At 72.9% G+C, this 15,868-nt stretch carries 13 protein-coding genes; 8 read left to right on the top strand and 5 right to left on the bottom strand.

Annotated elements, in window-relative coordinates:
• Positions 1-134 precede the first annotated feature (134 nt).
• The 5 genes from ACI79Y_RS04135 (at position 135) to ACI79Y_RS04115 (ending at position 6,794) form a co-directional block, all read left to right on the top strand.
• The gene (locus ACI79Y_RS04135; protein ID WP_457157254.1) at positions 135-1,667 is read left to right on the top strand and encodes an AMP-binding protein; all 1,533 of its coding nucleotides are present in this window, start codon (positions 135-137) and stop codon (positions 1,665-1,667) included.
• 321 nt (positions 1,668-1,988) lie between these two features.
• Positions 1,989-3,368 (top strand): C40 family peptidase, encoded by a 1,380-nt coding sequence (locus ACI79Y_RS04130; RefSeq protein WP_457157253.1) that lies wholly within the window; start codon positions 1,989-1,991, stop codon positions 3,366-3,368.
• Between the two features lie 212 nt (positions 3,369-3,580).
• Positions 3,581-4,894, top strand: coding sequence for an AAA family ATPase (locus tag ACI79Y_RS04125; protein ID WP_457157252.1), 1,314 nt, complete (start codon positions 3,581-3,583; stop codon positions 4,892-4,894).
• Positions 4,891-5,841, top strand: a complete 951-nt coding sequence (locus ACI79Y_RS04120) for a DUF58 domain-containing protein (protein WP_457157251.1) — start codon at positions 4,891-4,893, stop codon at positions 5,839-5,841. The genes ACI79Y_RS04125 and ACI79Y_RS04120 overlap by 4 nt, the downstream gene beginning before the upstream one ends.
• Positions 5,838-6,794, top strand: a complete 957-nt coding sequence (locus tag ACI79Y_RS04115) for a VWA domain-containing protein (protein WP_457157250.1) — start codon at positions 5,838-5,840, stop codon at positions 6,792-6,794. The genes ACI79Y_RS04120 and ACI79Y_RS04115 overlap by 4 nt, the downstream gene beginning before the upstream one ends.
• A gap of 12 nt (positions 6,795-6,806) precedes the next feature.
• Here the strand turns inward: ACI79Y_RS04115 and ctlX are convergent, their stop codons facing one another.
• Both ctlX and ACI79Y_RS04105 read right to left on the bottom strand, forming a co-directional pair.
• Positions 6,807-7,877: a citrulline utilization hydrolase CtlX gene (gene ctlX, locus ACI79Y_RS04110; RefSeq protein ID WP_457157249.1), complete on the bottom strand. Its 1,071-nt coding sequence runs from the start codon at positions 7,875-7,877 to the stop codon at positions 6,807-6,809.
• A gap of 195 nt (positions 7,878-8,072) precedes the next feature.
• Positions 8,073-9,044, bottom strand: a complete 972-nt coding sequence (locus tag ACI79Y_RS04105; protein WP_457157248.1) for a quinone oxidoreductase family protein — start codon at positions 9,042-9,044, stop codon at positions 8,073-8,075.
• A gap of 239 nt (positions 9,045-9,283) precedes the next feature.
• On the opposite strand from ACI79Y_RS04105, the gene ACI79Y_RS04100 reads away from it, so the two are divergent.
• Complete coding sequence (locus ACI79Y_RS04100) at positions 9,284-10,990, top strand: DUF4231 domain-containing protein (protein ID WP_457157247.1); 1,707 nt, start codon at positions 9,284-9,286, stop codon at positions 10,988-10,990.
• 426 nt (positions 10,991-11,416) lie between these two features.
• Here the strand turns inward: ACI79Y_RS04100 and ACI79Y_RS04095 are convergent, their stop codons facing one another.
• From ACI79Y_RS04095 to ACI79Y_RS04085, 3 genes are all read right to left on the bottom strand, one after another.
• Positions 11,417-11,572 carry a Zn-dependent oxidoreductase gene (locus ACI79Y_RS04095; protein WP_457157246.1) on the bottom strand — a complete coding sequence of 52 codons (156 nt, stop codon included), beginning with the start codon at positions 11,570-11,572 and terminating at the stop codon, positions 11,417-11,419.
• A gap of 70 nt (positions 11,573-11,642) precedes the next feature.
• Positions 11,643-12,347, bottom strand: a complete 705-nt coding sequence (locus ACI79Y_RS04090; RefSeq protein WP_457157245.1) for a response regulator — start codon at positions 12,345-12,347, stop codon at positions 11,643-11,645.
• Positions 12,344-13,900, bottom strand: coding sequence for a sensor histidine kinase (locus ACI79Y_RS04085; protein ID WP_457157244.1), 1,557 nt, complete (start codon positions 13,898-13,900; stop codon positions 12,344-12,346). Before ACI79Y_RS04085 ends, ACI79Y_RS04090 begins: the two co-directional genes overlap by 4 nt.
• A gap of 169 nt (positions 13,901-14,069) precedes the next feature.
• Between ACI79Y_RS04085 and ACI79Y_RS04080 the strand changes: the two genes are divergently transcribed.
• The gene (locus ACI79Y_RS04080) at positions 14,070-15,008 is read left to right on the top strand and encodes an ABC transporter ATP-binding protein (protein WP_457157243.1); all 939 of its coding nucleotides are present in this window, start codon (positions 14,070-14,072) and stop codon (positions 15,006-15,008) included.
• Between the two features lie 12 nt (positions 15,009-15,020).
• Complete coding sequence (locus tag ACI79Y_RS04075) at positions 15,021-15,836, top strand: hypothetical protein (RefSeq protein ID WP_457157242.1); 816 nt, start codon at positions 15,021-15,023, stop codon at positions 15,834-15,836.
• Positions 15,837-15,868: the final 32 nt, after the last annotated feature.

Below are 15,868 nucleotides of genomic sequence, written 5' to 3'. Positions count from 1 at the left end.
GACCGTTGCACCGCACGAGGGGACGCCCGCCGCGTGGCGGGCGTCCCCTCGTCGCGTTCCCCCTGGCCGGTTAGCGTGACGGGGACCACGTCAGCGGTCGGCAGCGCAGCCGGCCCCGGCCACCGGGAGCCGCCATGCGCGTGCCCTTGACCACCCGTGACTTCCTCGACCGGGCGGAGTTCGCCTACGGCGACCGGGTCGGTGTCGTCGACGAACCGGCCCAGCCGGCCCCCTCGCTGGGCCGGACCACCCACCGCGAGTTGGCCCGCCGGGCCCGCGCCGTCCAGGCCGGCCTCGACGCGCTCGGGGTGGGGGAGGGCGAGCGGGTGGCGGTGGTCAGCCACAACTCCGCCCGGCTGCTGGAGCTGCTGCACGCCGTCCCCTCCTCGGGGCGGGTGCTCGTGCCGGTCAACTTCCGGCTGCAGGCCGAGGAGGTGCGCTACATCGTCGACCACTGCGGCGCCGAGGTGCTGCTGGTCGATCCCGAGCTCGCCCCCGCCCTGGACGGCATCCGCACGCGGCACCGCTTCGTGCTCGGGGAGGACTACGACACCGGGCTGCTGCGGCCGGACACCGAACCGCGCCCCTGGGCCGGGCCCGACGAGGACGCCACCGCCACGATCAACTACACCAGCGGCACGACGGCGCGGCCCAAGGGCGTGCAGCTGACCCACCGCAACGTCTGGCTCAACGCGGTCACCTTCGGCATGCACATGCAGGTCAGCGACCGCGACGTCTACCTGCACACGCTGCCGATGTTCCACTGCAACGGCTGGGGGCTGCTCTACACGGTGGCCGGGCTCGGCGGCACGCAGGTGGTGCTGCGCAAGGTCGACGGCGCGGAGATCCTCCGCCGGGTCGAGCAGCACGGCGTCACCCTGATGGCCGGGGCGCCGGCGGTGTGGAACGCGGTGCTCGACGCGGCCGCCGGGTGGGACGGCCCGGTCCCGGGGCGGGACCGGGTGCGGATCGTCGTCGCGGGCGCGCCGCCGCCGTCCCGGACGATCGCCCGGGTCACCGACGAGCTGGGCTGGGAGTTCAACCAGATCTACGGCCTCACCGAGACCTCGCCGCTGCTCACCGTCAACCGGCCGCGCGCCGAGTACGACGGGCTGGACGCCGAGGAGCGGGCGCGGGCGCTGTCCCGCGCGGGCGCGCCGGCGCTGGGCACCCGGATCCGCACCAGCGACAGCGGCGAGGTGCTCGCGCAGGGCAACACCGTGCTGGCCGGCTACTGGGCTAACCCGCAGGCCACGGCCGACGCGCTCGACGGCGGGTGGTTCCACACCGGTGACGGCGGCACGGTCGACGACGACGGCGTGCTGACCATCTCCGACCGGAAGAAGGACGTGATCATCACCGGCGGGGAGAACGTCTCCTCCATCGAGGTGGAGGACGCGGTCTTCAGCCACCCCGCCGTCGCCGAGGTCGCGGTGATCGGGGTGCCCGACGACCGGTGGGGCGAGATGGTCACCGCACTGGTGGTGCTCGCCGAGGGGGCGCAGGTCACCGAGGCCGAGATCATCGCCCACTGCCGCAGCCGGCTGGCCGGCTACAAGACACCCAAGCGGGTGGAGTTCCGCCCGGCCATCCCGCGCACCGCGACCGGGAAGGTGCAGAAGTTCAAGCTGCGCCAGGCCTACTGGGATCCCCAGGACCGCCAGTAGAGACCCTGCTGCCCCACCACTCGCAGGCTCGCGGCCAGCCCCTGCCGAGCCGTTCCAGCACGTCACGGCGCTCGGCGGCGGCACCTGCAGCGGGTCGTGCCAGCACGTCACCTCGCGTCGGCGCCTCACCCCGAGGGGGGAGGTGACCCGGGCGAGCTCAAGGCGTTCACCCGATCCGGTCGATGACCCGGTCGAGAGCACACCCGGACGGGTGTGCCTGGACCGGTCGAGACCGGCGCCGATCCCTGGTGCCGGGCAACGCGAGGAGTCGGGGCAGTGCGCCAGCGGATCGGAACGAAGCTCAGCACGCGGGGACGCCGGGTGCCGCGCGTCCTCGGGGTCGCCGCCGCGGTGGTCGTGTGCCTGCTGGTCGCCCCGGCGGCGGCCTCGGCCGCGCCGGCCGACCCGGGCGACGCCCGGATCAGCGCCGCCGAGCGCGCGCGGCAGGACGCCGCCGCCCAGGTCGGCGCGATCACCGCGCAGCTCGCCCAGGCGGAGGCCGACGCGGCCGCCGCCTCCGCGGCCGCGCAGATCGCGCTGCAGGACTACGAGGAGGCGCAGGCCGCCTACGAGCAGGCGCGCGCCGAGGCCGACGCCGCCGCGGCCGCTGCCGCGCAGGCCGTCGCCGAGCTGGCGCAGGGCGAGGCGGAGGTCGCCGCCTTCGCCCGGGCGAGCTACATCCAGGGCAGCACCTCCTCGGGGACGATGGCGCTGCTGTCGTCCGGTGGGCCGGCGCAGCTGCTGGAGCGGGCCGCCCTGCTCGACGCGGTCGGCGAGCACCGCACCGACGTCGTCGCCGAGCTGACCGTGCTGCAGGAGCAGTCCGCCGCGGCCGACGCCGTGGCCCAGCGGGCCGTCGGTGCGGCCGACGGGCTGCAGCAGGAGGCGGCCACCCTGCTCGCCGACGCGCAGCAGCAGGAGGTCGCCGCCCGGGCGCAGGCCGCCGCCCTGGTCGAGCAGCAGGACGCCGTCGAGCAGCAGCTCAGCGCGGCACAGCAGACCCTCACCGGGCTGCAGGACGCCCGCGCCGCGGCTCAGGCGTACGCCGAGCAGCAGCGCACCGCCGCGGCCCGCGCCACGGCCACGCCGTCGCGGAGCACCCCGTCGTCCGGGGGTTCGTCCTCGGCCGGGAGCTCGTCCGGCGGTTCCTCCTCGGGTGGCAGCTCGTCCGGGGGCTCGTCCTCCGGGGGTGGGGCGTCGTCCGGTGGGGGCTCGTCGTCCGGTGGGGGCGGCACCGCGCCGGTCGGCGGGACGACGGCGGGCGCGCCGTCCGGCTCGGCGGTGCAGACCGCGATCTCGGCGGCCCGCAGCCAGCTCGGCGTCGCCTACTCGTGGGGTGGTGGCGGCAGCAAGGGCCCCAGCTACGGGATCCCGCCGGACGCCGGCGTGTGGGGCTTCGACTGCTCGGGGCTCACCGAGTACGCCTACGCCCAGGCGGGCATCCGGATCGGTGGCACCAGCCGGGAGCAGTACAACCGGCTGAGCGCCCACCGGGTCGCCGTCGGCGACCTGCAGCCGGGCGACCTGCTGTTCTGGGACGACGGCCGGGCCAACCCGACGTCGGGGGCGATCGTGCACGTGGCGCTGTACATCGGCGGCGGCCAGATGATCGAGGCGCCGGACCGGGGGCAGACGGTGCGGATCTCCTCGGCGCGCACGTCGAGCTCGACGTACTTCGGCGCGGTGCGGCCGACCGGCTGAGCGGGTTGCCGTACCGGAGGGAGAAGGGCGTCGGGCAGCCACGGGGGGAGCTGCCCGACGCGAGGCTCAGGCTAGCAGGGCGAGGAACGCAGAGGGGGGCTCTCCACTCCGGTGGATGGAACGACCGGACCACCCTGCCGGGCACCACGTCACCCGGGCCGCGACCGGTGCGGGTCGGGGCCCCGCACAGCTGCTTGTAGGACACTGGCCGGGTGACCGCCGCCAGCAGCGCGCCTGCCCAGCAGCAGCCCACCCCGCCCTCCGTCGACGCCGCCCGGCTCGAGCGGGCCCTCTTCGAGATCAAGCGCGTCATCGTCGGCCAGGACCGCCTGGTCGAGCGGATGCTGGTCGGCCTCCTGGCCCGCGGGCACGTGCTGCTCGAGGGCGTGCCCGGGGTGGCGAAGACGCTGGCCGTGGAGACGCTGGCCACCGTCGTCGGCGGGCGCTTCTCGCGGCTGCAGTTCACCCCCGACCTGGTGCCGGCCGACATCGTCGGCACCCGGATCTACAAGTCCGGGCAGGACTCCTTCGACACCGAGCTCGGCCCGGTGTTCGCCAACTTCGTGCTCGCCGACGAGATCAACCGGGCGCCGGCCAAGGTGCAGTCGGCGCTGCTGGAGGTCATGGCCGAGCGGCAGGTGTCCATCGGCGGGGTCACGCACAAGCTGCCCGACCCGTTCCTGGTGCTCGCCACGCAGAACCCGATCGAGAACGAGGGCGTCTACCCGCTGCCCGAGGCCCAGCGCGACCGGTTCCTGCTCAAGGTGCTCGTCGACTACCCGAGCCCGGAGGAGGAGCGGGAGATCATCTACCGGATGGGCTCGGTCCCGCCGGTCGCCGAGCGCGTGCTCGAACCCGACGACGTCCGCCGGCTGCAGAAGACCGCCTCGGAGGTGTTCGTCCACCACGCACTGGTCGACTACGTCGTCCGGCTGGTGGTGGCCACCCGCGCCCCGGTCGAGCACGGCATGCCCGACGTCGCCGGGTGGGTGTCCTACGGCGCCAGCCCCCGTGCGTCGCTGGGCCTGATCGGCGCGAGCCGCGCCCTGGCGCTGATCCGTGGCCGCGACTACGTGCTGCCGCAGGACGTCCTTGACGTCACCGGTGACGTGCTCCGCCACCGGCTGGTGCTCTCCTACGACGCACTGGCCGACGGCGTACCGGCCGACCACGTGGTCCGGCGGATCGTGGAGAGCGTGCCGCTGCCGCAGGTCACCCCCCGGCAGCGGGCCGGCGGCTTCGGCCCCGGCGTGCCCGGCGGCCCGACGGTGCCCGGCTTCGGCCCGGCCGGTCAGCCGCCGCAGGGCCCGCCGCCCGGCTGGGGTCAGCCGCATCCCCAGGCCCAGCAGCAGCCCGGCCCGCAGGGCTGGGGGCAGCCGGGTCAGGGTCAGCCGCAGCCGTGGGGGCAGCCGTCGGCGCCCAACGGCCATCACATGTCGGGACAGCAGGCCCCCGGACCGCAGGACACCGGCTCGACCGCGGCGCAGGGTGAGCGGCCCGACGGCGCCGGGCCGCAGCGCGGGTGACCGGCGTCCCGGCGCCCCAGCCGGACCGCGGCGCCCCGCCGCACTTCGGCAGCGGCCCCTCGGAGGTGTTGCTGCGCCGGCTGGAGCTGACCGTGCGCCGGCGGCTCGACGGCCTGCTGCAGGGTGACCACCTCGGCCTGGTGCCCGGCTCGGGCAGCGAGGCCGGTGACTCCCGCAGCTACCACCCCGGTGACGACGTCCGGCGGATGGACTGGCCGGTCACCGCCCGCACCCAGGTGCCGCACGTCCGGGAGACGATCGCCGACCGGGAGCTGGAGACCTGGGCGGTGGTCGACCTGTCGGCGAGTCTGGACTTCGGCACCGGGCAGTGCGAGAAGCGCGACCTGGCGATCGCCGCGCTGTCCGCGGTCAGCCACCTGACGGTGCGCGGCGGCAACCGGCTGGGCGCGATCGTGACCACGGGGGAGCGGGTCGTCCGGTACCCGGCGGCGCCGGGGCGGCTGGCCGCCGACCGGCTGCTGCGCTCGGTGGTCGCCACCCCCCGCGCGTCCGGTGGCCGCCGCGGTGACCTGGCCGCGGCGCTGGAGCTGCTGCGCCGGCCGCAGCGCCGCCGCGGGCTGGTGGTGGTCATCTCCGACTTCCTGGGCGACGCCGAGTGGGAGCGGCCCTTGCGCGGGCTGTCCGCCCGGCACGAGCTGCTCGCCGTCGAGGTCGTCGACCCGCGGGAGCTGGAGCTGACCGACGTGGGGCTGCTCACCGTCGTCGACCCGGAGAGCGGGCGCACCCTGGAGGTGCCCACCGGTGACGCGGCGTTCCGCCGTCGCTTCGCCGAGGGCGCGGCCGCCCAGCGCGCGGAGATCGCCGCCGGGCTGCGCCGGACGGGGGCGGCGCACCTGCGGTTGCGCACCGACCGCGACTGGCTGGCCGACGTCGTCCGTTTCGTGGCAGACCGCCGGCGCGCCGGCTCTGGAGGAGCTTCCCGATGACCCTGCAGTCGCCGCTGTGGCTGCTCGCCCTGCTGGCCGTGCTCGCCGTCGTCGGTCTGTACGTGGTCCTGCAGCTGCGCCGCGCGCGGTACGCGGCTCGGTTCACCAACGTCGCGCTGCTCGGCTCGCTCGTGCCCAAGCGGCCGGGGTGGCGTCGGCACGTCGCCTTCGGCCTGGTCGCGCTGGGCCTCGGCGTGCTGGTGTTCTCCCTCGCCCAGCCCAGCACGGAGGTGCGGGTGCCGCGCGAGCGGGCGACGGTGGTGATGGCGGTCGACGTGTCGCTGTCGATGCGCGCCGCCGACGTCGAACCCGACCGGTTCCAGGCGATGCAGGTGGCGGCCAAGGAGTTCGTCGACGTGCTGCCGGCCCGGATCAACCTGGGGCTGGTCGCCTTCGCCGGCACCGCGAGCACGCTGGTCACCCCGACCACCGACCGCGCCGCGGTGCGGACGGCGATCGACAACCTGGAGCTGGCCGAGGCGACCGCCATCGGGGAGGCGGTGTTCACCTCGCTGACCGCGATCAGCAACTACCAGGCGTCGCTGGAGTCCGAGGGTGCGTCGGTGCCGCCGGCGCGGATCGTGCTGCTGTCCGACGGCTACAGCACCATGGGCCGCGACGAGACCCAGGCGATCGACGCGGCCAACGCCGCCGAGGTGCCGGTGTCGACGATCGCGTTCGGCACCGACTACGGCACGCTCGACCTCAACGGCGAGGTGGTGCCGGTGCCGGTCGACCGCGCGACGCTGGAGCAGATCGCCGAGGAGACCGGCGGGAGCTACAGCCAGGCGGCGAGCGCCGCGGAGCTGGAGGAGGTCTACGAGGACCTGGGCAGCCAGATCGGCTACACCAGCGAGCTGCAGGACATCAGCCCGTGGTTCGTCCGCGGCGGGCTGCTGTTCACCTTCCTCGGCGTCGTCGGCTCGTTGCTCTGGACCAACCGCCTGCTCTGAGGCCCTCGAGGCTCAGCGGGTGGGCTGCAGCGCCGGGGTGCCGCTGCCCGCGGGCAGCACGGTCACGACGTCGGGGTCGTGCCGGCCGCGGCCGGCCCGCTCGCCGTGGCGCCCCGGGAGGTGCGAGGTGCCGGAGTGGGTGGCCGGTGCCGGGAGTCCGGCGGCGCTGCTCCGGGCCCGGAGGTGGATGCCGGCGATCATGCACCGCACGGAGCCGCCGGCCAGCTCGACGGTCGGCACGGCCGTGGGCAGCAGCTGGGTCGTCGCCTCGATCCGCCGCCGCTGCGCGGGGGTGAGGCTGGCGGCGGCCCGTGCCGACAGTGCCAGCACCGGCCCTTCCCGGCCGGCCAGCTCGATGGCGTTGCCGGCGAACTCGTGCACCTGGCGCTCCGAGAGCGCGATGACCTCCCGGCCGGTCGCGCTGAGCCGGTCGGCGACGCGGGCCCGGTCGGCGGGCGAGGTGATCATGTCGAGTCCGACGAGCGCCACCGACGTGCCGACCGCCATCAGCACGTTGGTGTGGTAGACCGCCCGGCCGGCGGCGTCCGCGGCGTCGAACAGCACCGGCTCGTAGCCGAACGAGGCGCAGAACCGGTCCAGCGCGCGGGGGTGCGCCCGCAGGGAGCGGGCGGTGTAGGCGATCCGTTCCTGGTGGTCGAGGACCATGGCGCCGGTCCCCTCGAGGAACATCCCCTCGCGCTCCAGCTCGGAGAAGTCCACCACCTGCTCGACGTGGTACCGCTCCTGCAGCAGCCCCACGACATCCGCACGGCGCTCCCTGCGGCGGTTGGGGGCGAACATGGGGAAGAGCGCCACCCGCCCGTCGGGGTGGGTCGTCAGCCAGTTGTTCGGGAAGACGCTGTCCGGGCGGTCGGCGTCGTGGTCGTCGAAGAGGTGCACCGTGACGCCGACCGCGGTCAGGGCGTCGGCCAGGGCGGTCACCTCGTCGCGTGCCCGGGCGGCCACTGCCTCGGCGCCCAGCGCGGGTTCGGTCTGGAAGGCGTTGTCGACCCGGGTCAGCTCGTTGGGCCGGAACCGGTGCGGACGGACGAGCACGACGGCGCGCGGGGCGTGTGAGGACATCGGTCTCAGCTTCCGAACGGGGACGACCGTCGGGCGAGGGCCTTCGGATCGTCGGTCTCGGCGGCCAGGTCGGCGTCTTCGACCCAGGGAGTCGGGGATCGATCCTGAAGATCGATGGGGTGGCGTCCGCGAAGCTACCGCAGCACCGGGCGCTCGTCGGCACGATGAGGCATCGTGCTGCCGTTCTGCCCGGGGTCAGCGGGTGGGGTCGAGGACGAGCTTGCCGGTGGAGCGGCGGGCGAGCAGGTCCTGGTGCGCCTCGCGGACGGCGGTCAGCGGGTATCGGCCGCCGGCGACCGGGCGCAGCGTGCCGGCGGCGACGAGCGCCAGCAGGTCGGTGATCGCGGCGTCGAGCATCTCCGGACGGCGGAAGCAGTGCGCCAGCCAGAACCCGGCGACGGCGCGGCTGGTGCCCATCAGCGCCTGCGGGTTCACCGGCTTGGGCGGCACCCGGCCGGCGGTGCCGTAGGCGGCGAGCCGGCCGAACGGGGCGAGCGCGGAGAGGGCGCCGTCGAAGACGGTGCCGCCGGTCATCTCCAGCACGACGTCGACCGGGCGGCCGGCGTTGGCCTCGCGCAGCGCGGCGGTGAAGGTCTTCGGGTCGTCGTCGGCGAGCGCCGGGTCGACGGTGGCGTCCGCGCCGAGGGACTCGGCCAGCGCCCGCTTCTCCGGGCTGGAGGCGGTGGCGATCACCCGGCCGGCGCCCCAGTGCTTGGCCAGCTGGATCGCCAGCGTCCCGACCCCGCCGGCCCCGGCGATCACCACCACGGCCTCGCCGGGGGAGAGGTGGGTGGAGGTGCGCAGCAGGTGCCAGGCGGTGGCGCCCTGGAGGACGACGGCGAGGGCCTGCTCGTCGGTGACCTCGTCGGGCACCGGCCAGGTGAGCCGGGTGTTGGCCGCGACCCGCTCGGCGTAGCCGCCGCCGGCCAGCAGCCCGACGACCCGCTGCCCGCCGCCGGCCGGGGTGCCGACGAACTCCGCGCCGGGGACCAGCGGCAGCTCCTGCGGGGCGAGGTAGCTGTTCTCCGTCTGGTGTGTATCAGCGAAATTGACGCCGGACGAGCTGATGTCGAAGAGCTGCTCCCCGTTCCCGGGGACGGGGTCGGGGAGGTCGACGACGTCCATGACCTCGGGGCCGCCGAAGCGGGTGATCTGAACTGCTCTCATGGGCAGCACGCTATGGCCTGGCGTATGGACGGACGTGTCCGACGTCGGCCGAGTCAGAGACGGTCGGTTCAGTGGCCAGTTCTCGTGGACGTCGGGACAGGTCCCGACCGAGTGGTCTGGGGATTGAGCCTTTGCGCAAGTCGACAGGGCACGTAACTGTGAGTAGTGGACGGTAGAGGAAGCCCGTTTTCGCCGCGTGTCGCGACTGCAGCTCTATCGAGCGCTGACAGTGTCCCCCCGTGGGAGACATCGCCGTCGCGACGTACCCGCGCGCGCATCTTGACGGCGTGGACCAGGTAGTGCATGTCGTCGACTCGACGCACGTGGAGCATGCCCTCGAAGCACTCAGCTTGTCCGAGCCGCGTGCCGTGCTGGTCCTCATCGGAGGTGCCGGGGACTTGTCGGAGGCGCATGCGGCCGCCGTCAGGGTCCTTCTCGATCGCGGAGTTCTGCCGGCAGCACGCAGCGCCGGCGCGCTCGTCATCTCCGGCGGAACCAGTTCCGGCGTCATGCAGCTCATCGGCGAGGTTTCGCTCGGGTGGCCCGGCGTCGAGCTGCTGGGAGTGGCCCCGAGACGCCAAGTCAGACACGTCATGGAAGCCGTCGAGGACGACGACGGTCGGGTCGTACTGGACCCCAACCATCACAAGTTCGTGCTGACCGCCGGTGAGACGTGGGGCTCGGAGACCAATGTCCTGCTGGCTCTGGCCAAGGAGTTGACGGCCGAACGCGAGCAGGGCGTCGTCCTGCTGGCCAACGGAGGTGACGTCTCGCGAAGTGAGGCGGCCGCCTTCATGGCGGCCGGGTGGCCGGTGCTCGCGCTCGCAGGCACCGGTAGAGCAGCTGACCAGCTGACGTCAGCTGTGCAGCGCCGGGGCGGTTGGCGGGCTCGCTGGCTGGAAGTGCTGGGCTTCGAGCCATCCTTCGATGACAGATGGGAAGGGCTGCGTTCGGCTGACGTGGAAGTCCACGACATCTCGCACGATTCGGTGGAGCTGTTGAATCGCCGCATTCGGTGGAGGCTCAACCGCGACCGTGTCACCCGCTCTGCATGGGCCCGCTTTGGTGCCTTCGACAGTGCGGCCCGATCGGAGCAGGCGTGGACCCGCCGGTTCCAGGGAGCCCTGGCTGTGGGGGCGTTGCTGCTCGCGGTCCTCTCGGTCGCATACGGAATCCTGGGTGGCTTCGGACCTCTGAAATGGATCCTTCTGGCGCTACCGCTGTTTCTGGCCGTGGGCAGCACCCTGTCGGACACCCTGGTCCCGAGCAGGAACTGGCTGGCTCTGCGCCACGCGGCGGAATCGGTCCAACATGCCATCTACCGTCGACAAGCTGCTCGACTTAATGGTGACGCGGACGCTGATGCAGCATTGGTGGCGCTCCTAGCGGTGGTGGATCAAGACGTTCTGCGTGCCGGTGTTCCTCTGGGGGTCATCACCGAGTCTGCGGGTCGACCTGCGTCACTCCCTCAAGCTCTCAACGAGTTCGCCGACCCGACAAGGGCCGCATACGTGACTGATCGTGTCGTGGGACAGTTGCGCTACTACCGGACGACGGCCCAGAAGCTGCGACGTAGAGAACTGTTGACTGTAGGCACGTCTGCCGCTCTCGCGGGAAGTGCTACCGCAGTCGCTTCAGAGACCTTTGCTGCCGTTTGGATCCCGATTCTCATCCTTGCCGCGTCTACGATCGTGATCTTGCGGCAGAGGGCTCGGTGGCAGGACAAAGTCAGCCTGTGCTCTGCGGCTGTCGCAGAACTAGACAGTGTGCGGACCAGGGCTGTGGCCTTAGATGACGGACAATCACCCATCATGCCGCTGCGGGAAGTGATTCTGGAGACGGAGGCGGTCTTGGAGCGCGAGAATGCCGACTGGCATCAGGCCATGAACCGATCCCTGCTGGACGCGTCGCGGTATCAGCACCCTCTGGCCAATGGCCTGAAGTGAGCGCGTCAGAAGTGGTCAGCGGACCGCACTCGATCTACCAAGCGAGGCAAGCGGGGTAGCTGGTCTTGGGTCAGCGTGATAGCGGGCCGCCCGTACCTAGCTGCCACGCGAGCCTCCCAGAGGCAATGCGGCGAGCGTCGGCTACGCGACGTAGAAACAAAGACGAACACGTCGCAGCGCCGGATAGCCCACCAGGCGAGCACCTTCCAATACGGACGAACCGGAATCCGTACGAGTTCATACTGAGGAAGTTCGGCAGCCAATCTCTCAAGCTGTCGCACAACAGCCGTGTCGTGAGTGGCGCGGGCGACGAAGACCCGTGCGCGTCTCATCTCGGAGAGTCTGCCCCTCGATCGGGTCGGGGGCGGGAGCGACCGCGCGGTTTCCGTGAATGTCGTGGCCTGAGCGTGACCCCGTGGTCTCAGGTCAGTTGGGCGACTGCGGCTGGTGCGTGTCGGCGAAGTTGACGCCGGCGGCGGAGACGTCGTAGACCTGCTGGCCGGGACCGGCCTCCGGCTCGGGGACGTCGACGACGTCGAGGACCTCGGGACCGCCGAAGCGGGTGATCTGCACAGCTCGCATGGCCGGAGGTTAAGGGGTGCTGGCGCGGCGACTTCTCCGACCATTTACCGGTCCGGCCGACCGCGGTGATTCAGGGAGCGGCGAGGCCGTCCGGCGGCACCAGGCCGGCCTCGTGCGCGAGGATGGCGGCCTGCACCCGGTTCCGGACGTCGAGGCGGGTGAGGATGGCACTCACGTAGCCCTTGACGGTCCCCTCGACGACGTAGAGCCGAGCAGCGATCTCGGCGTTGGACAGGCCGACGCCGATGAGGCTGAGCACCTCGCGCTCCCGGTCGGTCAGCGCGGAGATCCGCGCCCGGGCCGCCGCCGCGCCGGGGGAGAGGTGGCTGCGCCGCAGCGCGGCGCTGACCTTGCCGGTCACCGCGGGGGAGAGGTATGCCGCGCCGACCGCCGCGGCGCGGACCGCGGCGATGAGCTCGCGCGGGTCCGAGGCCTTCAGCAGGAACCCGCTGGCGCCCGCGTCCAGGGCTCGGGCGATGTACGCGTCCTCGCCGAAGGTGGTCAGGACGACCACTGCCGTCGCCGGTGACACGGTGTGGATCTCGATGGCTGCAGTGAGACCGTCCAGTCCCGGCATCCGGACATCGAGCACGGCCACGTCCGGGCGGTGGGTCCGGACCAGGTCGATCGCCGTCCGACCGTCGGCGGCCTCGGCCACCACCTCGATGGCCGGCTCGCTGCTGAGGATGGCGCGGACACCGGCCCGGACCATGGCCTCGTCGTCGGCGATGACCACCCGGGTCCGCGGGCTGGGGCCTTCGGGGGCGCCGGTCACGGGAGGGCCCCGGTGTCCTCGGACAGCCGGTCGGTGGACACCAGCACGCCGTCTGCGTCGAAGCAGAGCCGGAACAGGTCGTTGGACAGGTCGAAGGGGTTCGCGGTGGTCCGGTAGTACTCGCAGGTGGCACCCGAGGGCACCGACGGCTCGGGGACGACCGGCAGCGTCTCGGTCATCCGGGCCGGCGGCAGGAGGTCGGCGATCTCCGCGCGCTCCTGGCCGGGGGTCATCCTGGCGTAGTCCTGGGGGTCCAGGGCCAGCGTCGTCGTGGTATACGTCCGCAGGCCCAGGAACGCCGCGGCCAGGGCGACCACCAGCGCGAGCGGCACGTAGGCGGCTCGCCACTGCTGGCTGCGCACGCGGTTCCGCACCTGGTGCTGACCGTTGTCCGGCGCGGACCACCCAGGCACCTGGTCGGCGGTCGGCTCCCCGGGCTCGGCCCCCCGACTGGGCAGCGTGGCCACGACCGAGAACACCCCGTCCCGTGGCCCCGAGCGCAGCGACCCGCCGAGCAGACGCACCCGTTCGTGCAGCCCGAGCAGCCCCCGGCCCCGTCCCACCCCCGACTCCACCTCGGGGCGCGCTGCCGGGGTCAGCGGGTTGCACACCTCCACCCGGGTCACGTCCGCCCCGTAGGCGACCGAGACGGTCACCGGCGCCCCGGGTGCGTGCTTGATCGCGTTCGTCAGCGACTCCTGCACCACCCGGTACGCGGCCCGGTCCACCATCGTGGCGAGGTCCGCACGCTCGCCGGTGCACTCGAGGGTCACCGGTGCGCCGGAGTCCCGGGCCCGGTCGACGAGCGCGCTGATGCTCTCCTGCGCCGGGTCGCCGGTGACCGGCTCGGCCACCTCGCGGAGCATGCCGATGGTCTCGTGCAGCAGACTGGTCGCGTCAACGGCGGTGGCCCGCAGTTGGGCCGCTGCCTCACGGGTGGAGGGGTCCAAGGACGCCTTCATCTCCAGCGCACCGGCCTGCAGGGCCAGCAGGCTCAGGAAGTGCCCCAGCGAGTCGTGCATGTCCTCGGCGATGCGCGCCCGCTCACGCAACCGGGCCTGCTCGGCGACGACTCGCTGGGCGCGCTCCAACCGCGCCGCCCGCTCCCATCCGGCGGAGGCGAGATCGGCCCGGAGCCGCAGGTGCCGCCCCAGCCACCACGGCAGGACGACGGCCAGCTCGACGACCAGGGTGAGCAGCCACGTCCAGCCTTCCCCCTGGGCCGTGGCCACGGCGAGGCCCAGGGCAGCGATCGCGGAGAAGGTGGTCAGCGCTCCCCGGGTGTCGACGGCCCGCCGCCCGGCCAGGAAACCCAGGACTGCCATGGGCACGACTGGCCAGGCGTTGAGCAGCTCGTCTTCGGAGGTGGCCGGCAGCACGCTGAGCAGCGACGCCAGAACCAGCGAGACCAGCGGCGACCGCCTGCTGGCGGCCACGCCCGCAAGGATGACCACCACCGTGGCGACGGTCAGGGAGTTCGACGGGCCGCCCACGACGAGGGGGCCCACCAACAGCGCCGCCCAGAGTGCGTCGATGCGGTCGGCGCGGTTCACGCGCGCCGTGGATCCGCGGACCGCCCTCGTGATCATGGCCGGCACGCTACCGCCGCGATCGGCCCGCTCCCCGGGAACGCTGACGAAAGTAAGGGTCACTGCTGCCGATCGGCAGCAGCGACCTGGTGAGGGCCGTCCCTAGCGTCGACGGCATGGAGATGAGCCCGGCATGATCTCGCTGCAGAACCTGACGAAGAGGTACGGCGACCAGACAGCCGTCGACGACCTGACCCTGGAGGTCCAGGCCGGCCGGGTGACCGGCTTCCTGGGCCCCAACGGGGCCGGCAAGAGCACGACCATGCGGATGATCACGGGGCTGGACCGGCCGGACTCGGGCGCGGCTCTGGTCAACGGCCGTCCCTACGCCTCGCTGGCAGCTCCGTTGCGGGTCGTCGGCGCCGCTCTGGACGCCCGGGCCGCGCACCCCGGCCGGACTGCGGTCGCCCACCTCCGCGGGATGGCGCGCAGCAACGGCATCCCCACCTCGCGGGCCGCCGCGGTGTTGGAGCGGGTCGGGCTCGCGGACGTGCAGGGCAAGCGGGTCGGTGAGTTCTCCCTCGGCATGGGGCAGCGCCTCGCGATCGCCGCAGCCCTGCTCGGTGATCCGGCCGTCCTGTTGCTCGACGAGCCCGTCAACGGCCTCGACCCCGATGGCGTCCGGTGGATCCGCCAGCTGATGCGGGGGCTGGCCGACGAGGGGCGGACCGTGCTGGTGTCCAGCCACCTGATGAGCGAGATGGAGGACACCGCCGACCACCTCATCGTCATCGGGCGCGGGAAGCTGATCATCGACGCGCCCATGCAGGAGGTCATCGCGACCAGCACGTCCAACGCCATCCGGGTACGCAGCCCGGAGGCGGCTGTCTTGCGCCGTCACCTGGACCAGGCCGGCATGCGCGTGACCGATGCCGACGACGCCCTGCTGGTCACCGGCGGTTCGCTGGACGAGATCGGCGAGCTGGCGTTCCGGAACGGCGTGCGGATCTACGAGCTTGCCTCCCGGCTGGCCACCCTCGAGGACGCGTACATGGAGCTGACGGCGTCCTCGGTCGTGTACGGGACGTCCAACGCGGCGCAGCAGTCCTCGACTCCGGCCACCCAGAGCTAGGAAGGGATCTCCGTGTCCACCTCCACCACGACGGCCGGCCAGGACGTCTCCGACCACCTCGCCCCGGCCGACGCCGGCGCCGGTCTCCGAGGCGCCATCGCCTTCGAGCGCATCAAGCTGCTGTCCCTCCGCTCCACGCTGTGGAGCGTCGTCGTCGCACTCGCGCTGATGGTGATCATCGGCGTCGTCGTCGGGATGTCCATGGCGGCCAGCGGTGACAATGGGTTCGACGTCACCCGGCCGGCGCCACACGCGGCGATGGACGGGCTGGCGCTGGCGCAGTTGCCCGTCCTCGCCATAGCGACCCTGCTGATCGCCAGCGAGTACTCCACGCGGTCGATCATCACCACGTTGCAAAGCGTGCCGCTCCGTGGCCGCATGCTGCTGGCCAAGCTGGTCGTGGTGCTGGTGCTCAGTTTCCTGTCCGGCGTCCTGCTGTGCCTGGTCGGCACGGCCGCGGTCGCCCCGCTGGCCGGGGACTACGGCGACTTCGTCCTGAGCGACCTCGTGTGGACGACGGTGGGTGCCGGCGGCTACTTGGCTCTCCTCGGGGCCATCACCCTGGGGCTGGGCACCCTGCTCCGCAGCGCCGCCGGGACGATCACCGCCATCACGATGCTGCTGCTCGCCGTCCCGCCGCTGTTGCGGGTCACCACCCTCGACTGGCTCAACGACGCCAGCGATTACCTCCCCGACACCGCGGGGAACGTGCTCCTGACCCAGGACAACGACCCGTACGGATGGATCACGGCGGTCCTCGTGCTGGTCGTCTGGGCCGGGCTGTGCCTGGGCGCCGGGTACGCCCGGCTGCGGACCCGTGATGCCTGACCTGCTCGGCCCGGCGGCGCGGCTGTCGCCGT

This window comes from Modestobacter sp. SYSU DS0875 (genome assembly GCF_054050915.1).
This window is presented reverse-complemented; position numbering and strand designations above follow the sequence as displayed.

Bases quoted from the DNA above. Each gene is read 5' to 3' on its own strand.
- ACI79Y_RS04135 (WP_457157254.1), top strand. From the start codon at position 135: ATGCGCGTGCCCTTGACCACCCGTGACTTCCTCGACCGGGCGGAGTTC.
- ACI79Y_RS04115 (WP_457157250.1), top strand. From the start codon at position 5,838: ATGACCCTGCAGTCGCCGCTGTGGCTGCTCGCCCTGCTGGCCGTGCTC.
- ctlX (WP_457157249.1), bottom strand. From the start codon at position 7,877: ATGTCCTCACACGCCCCGCGCGCCGTCGTGCTCGTCCGTCCGCACCGG.
- ACI79Y_RS04105 (WP_457157248.1), bottom strand. From the start codon at position 9,044: ATGAGAGCAGTTCAGATCACCCGCTTCGGCGGCCCCGAGGTCATGGAC.
- ACI79Y_RS04095 (WP_457157246.1), bottom strand. From the start codon at position 11,572: ATGCGAGCTGTGCAGATCACCCGCTTCGGCGGTCCCGAGGTCCTCGAC.
- ACI79Y_RS04080 (WP_457157243.1), top strand. From the start codon at position 14,070: ATGATCTCGCTGCAGAACCTGACGAAGAGGTACGGCGACCAGACAGCC.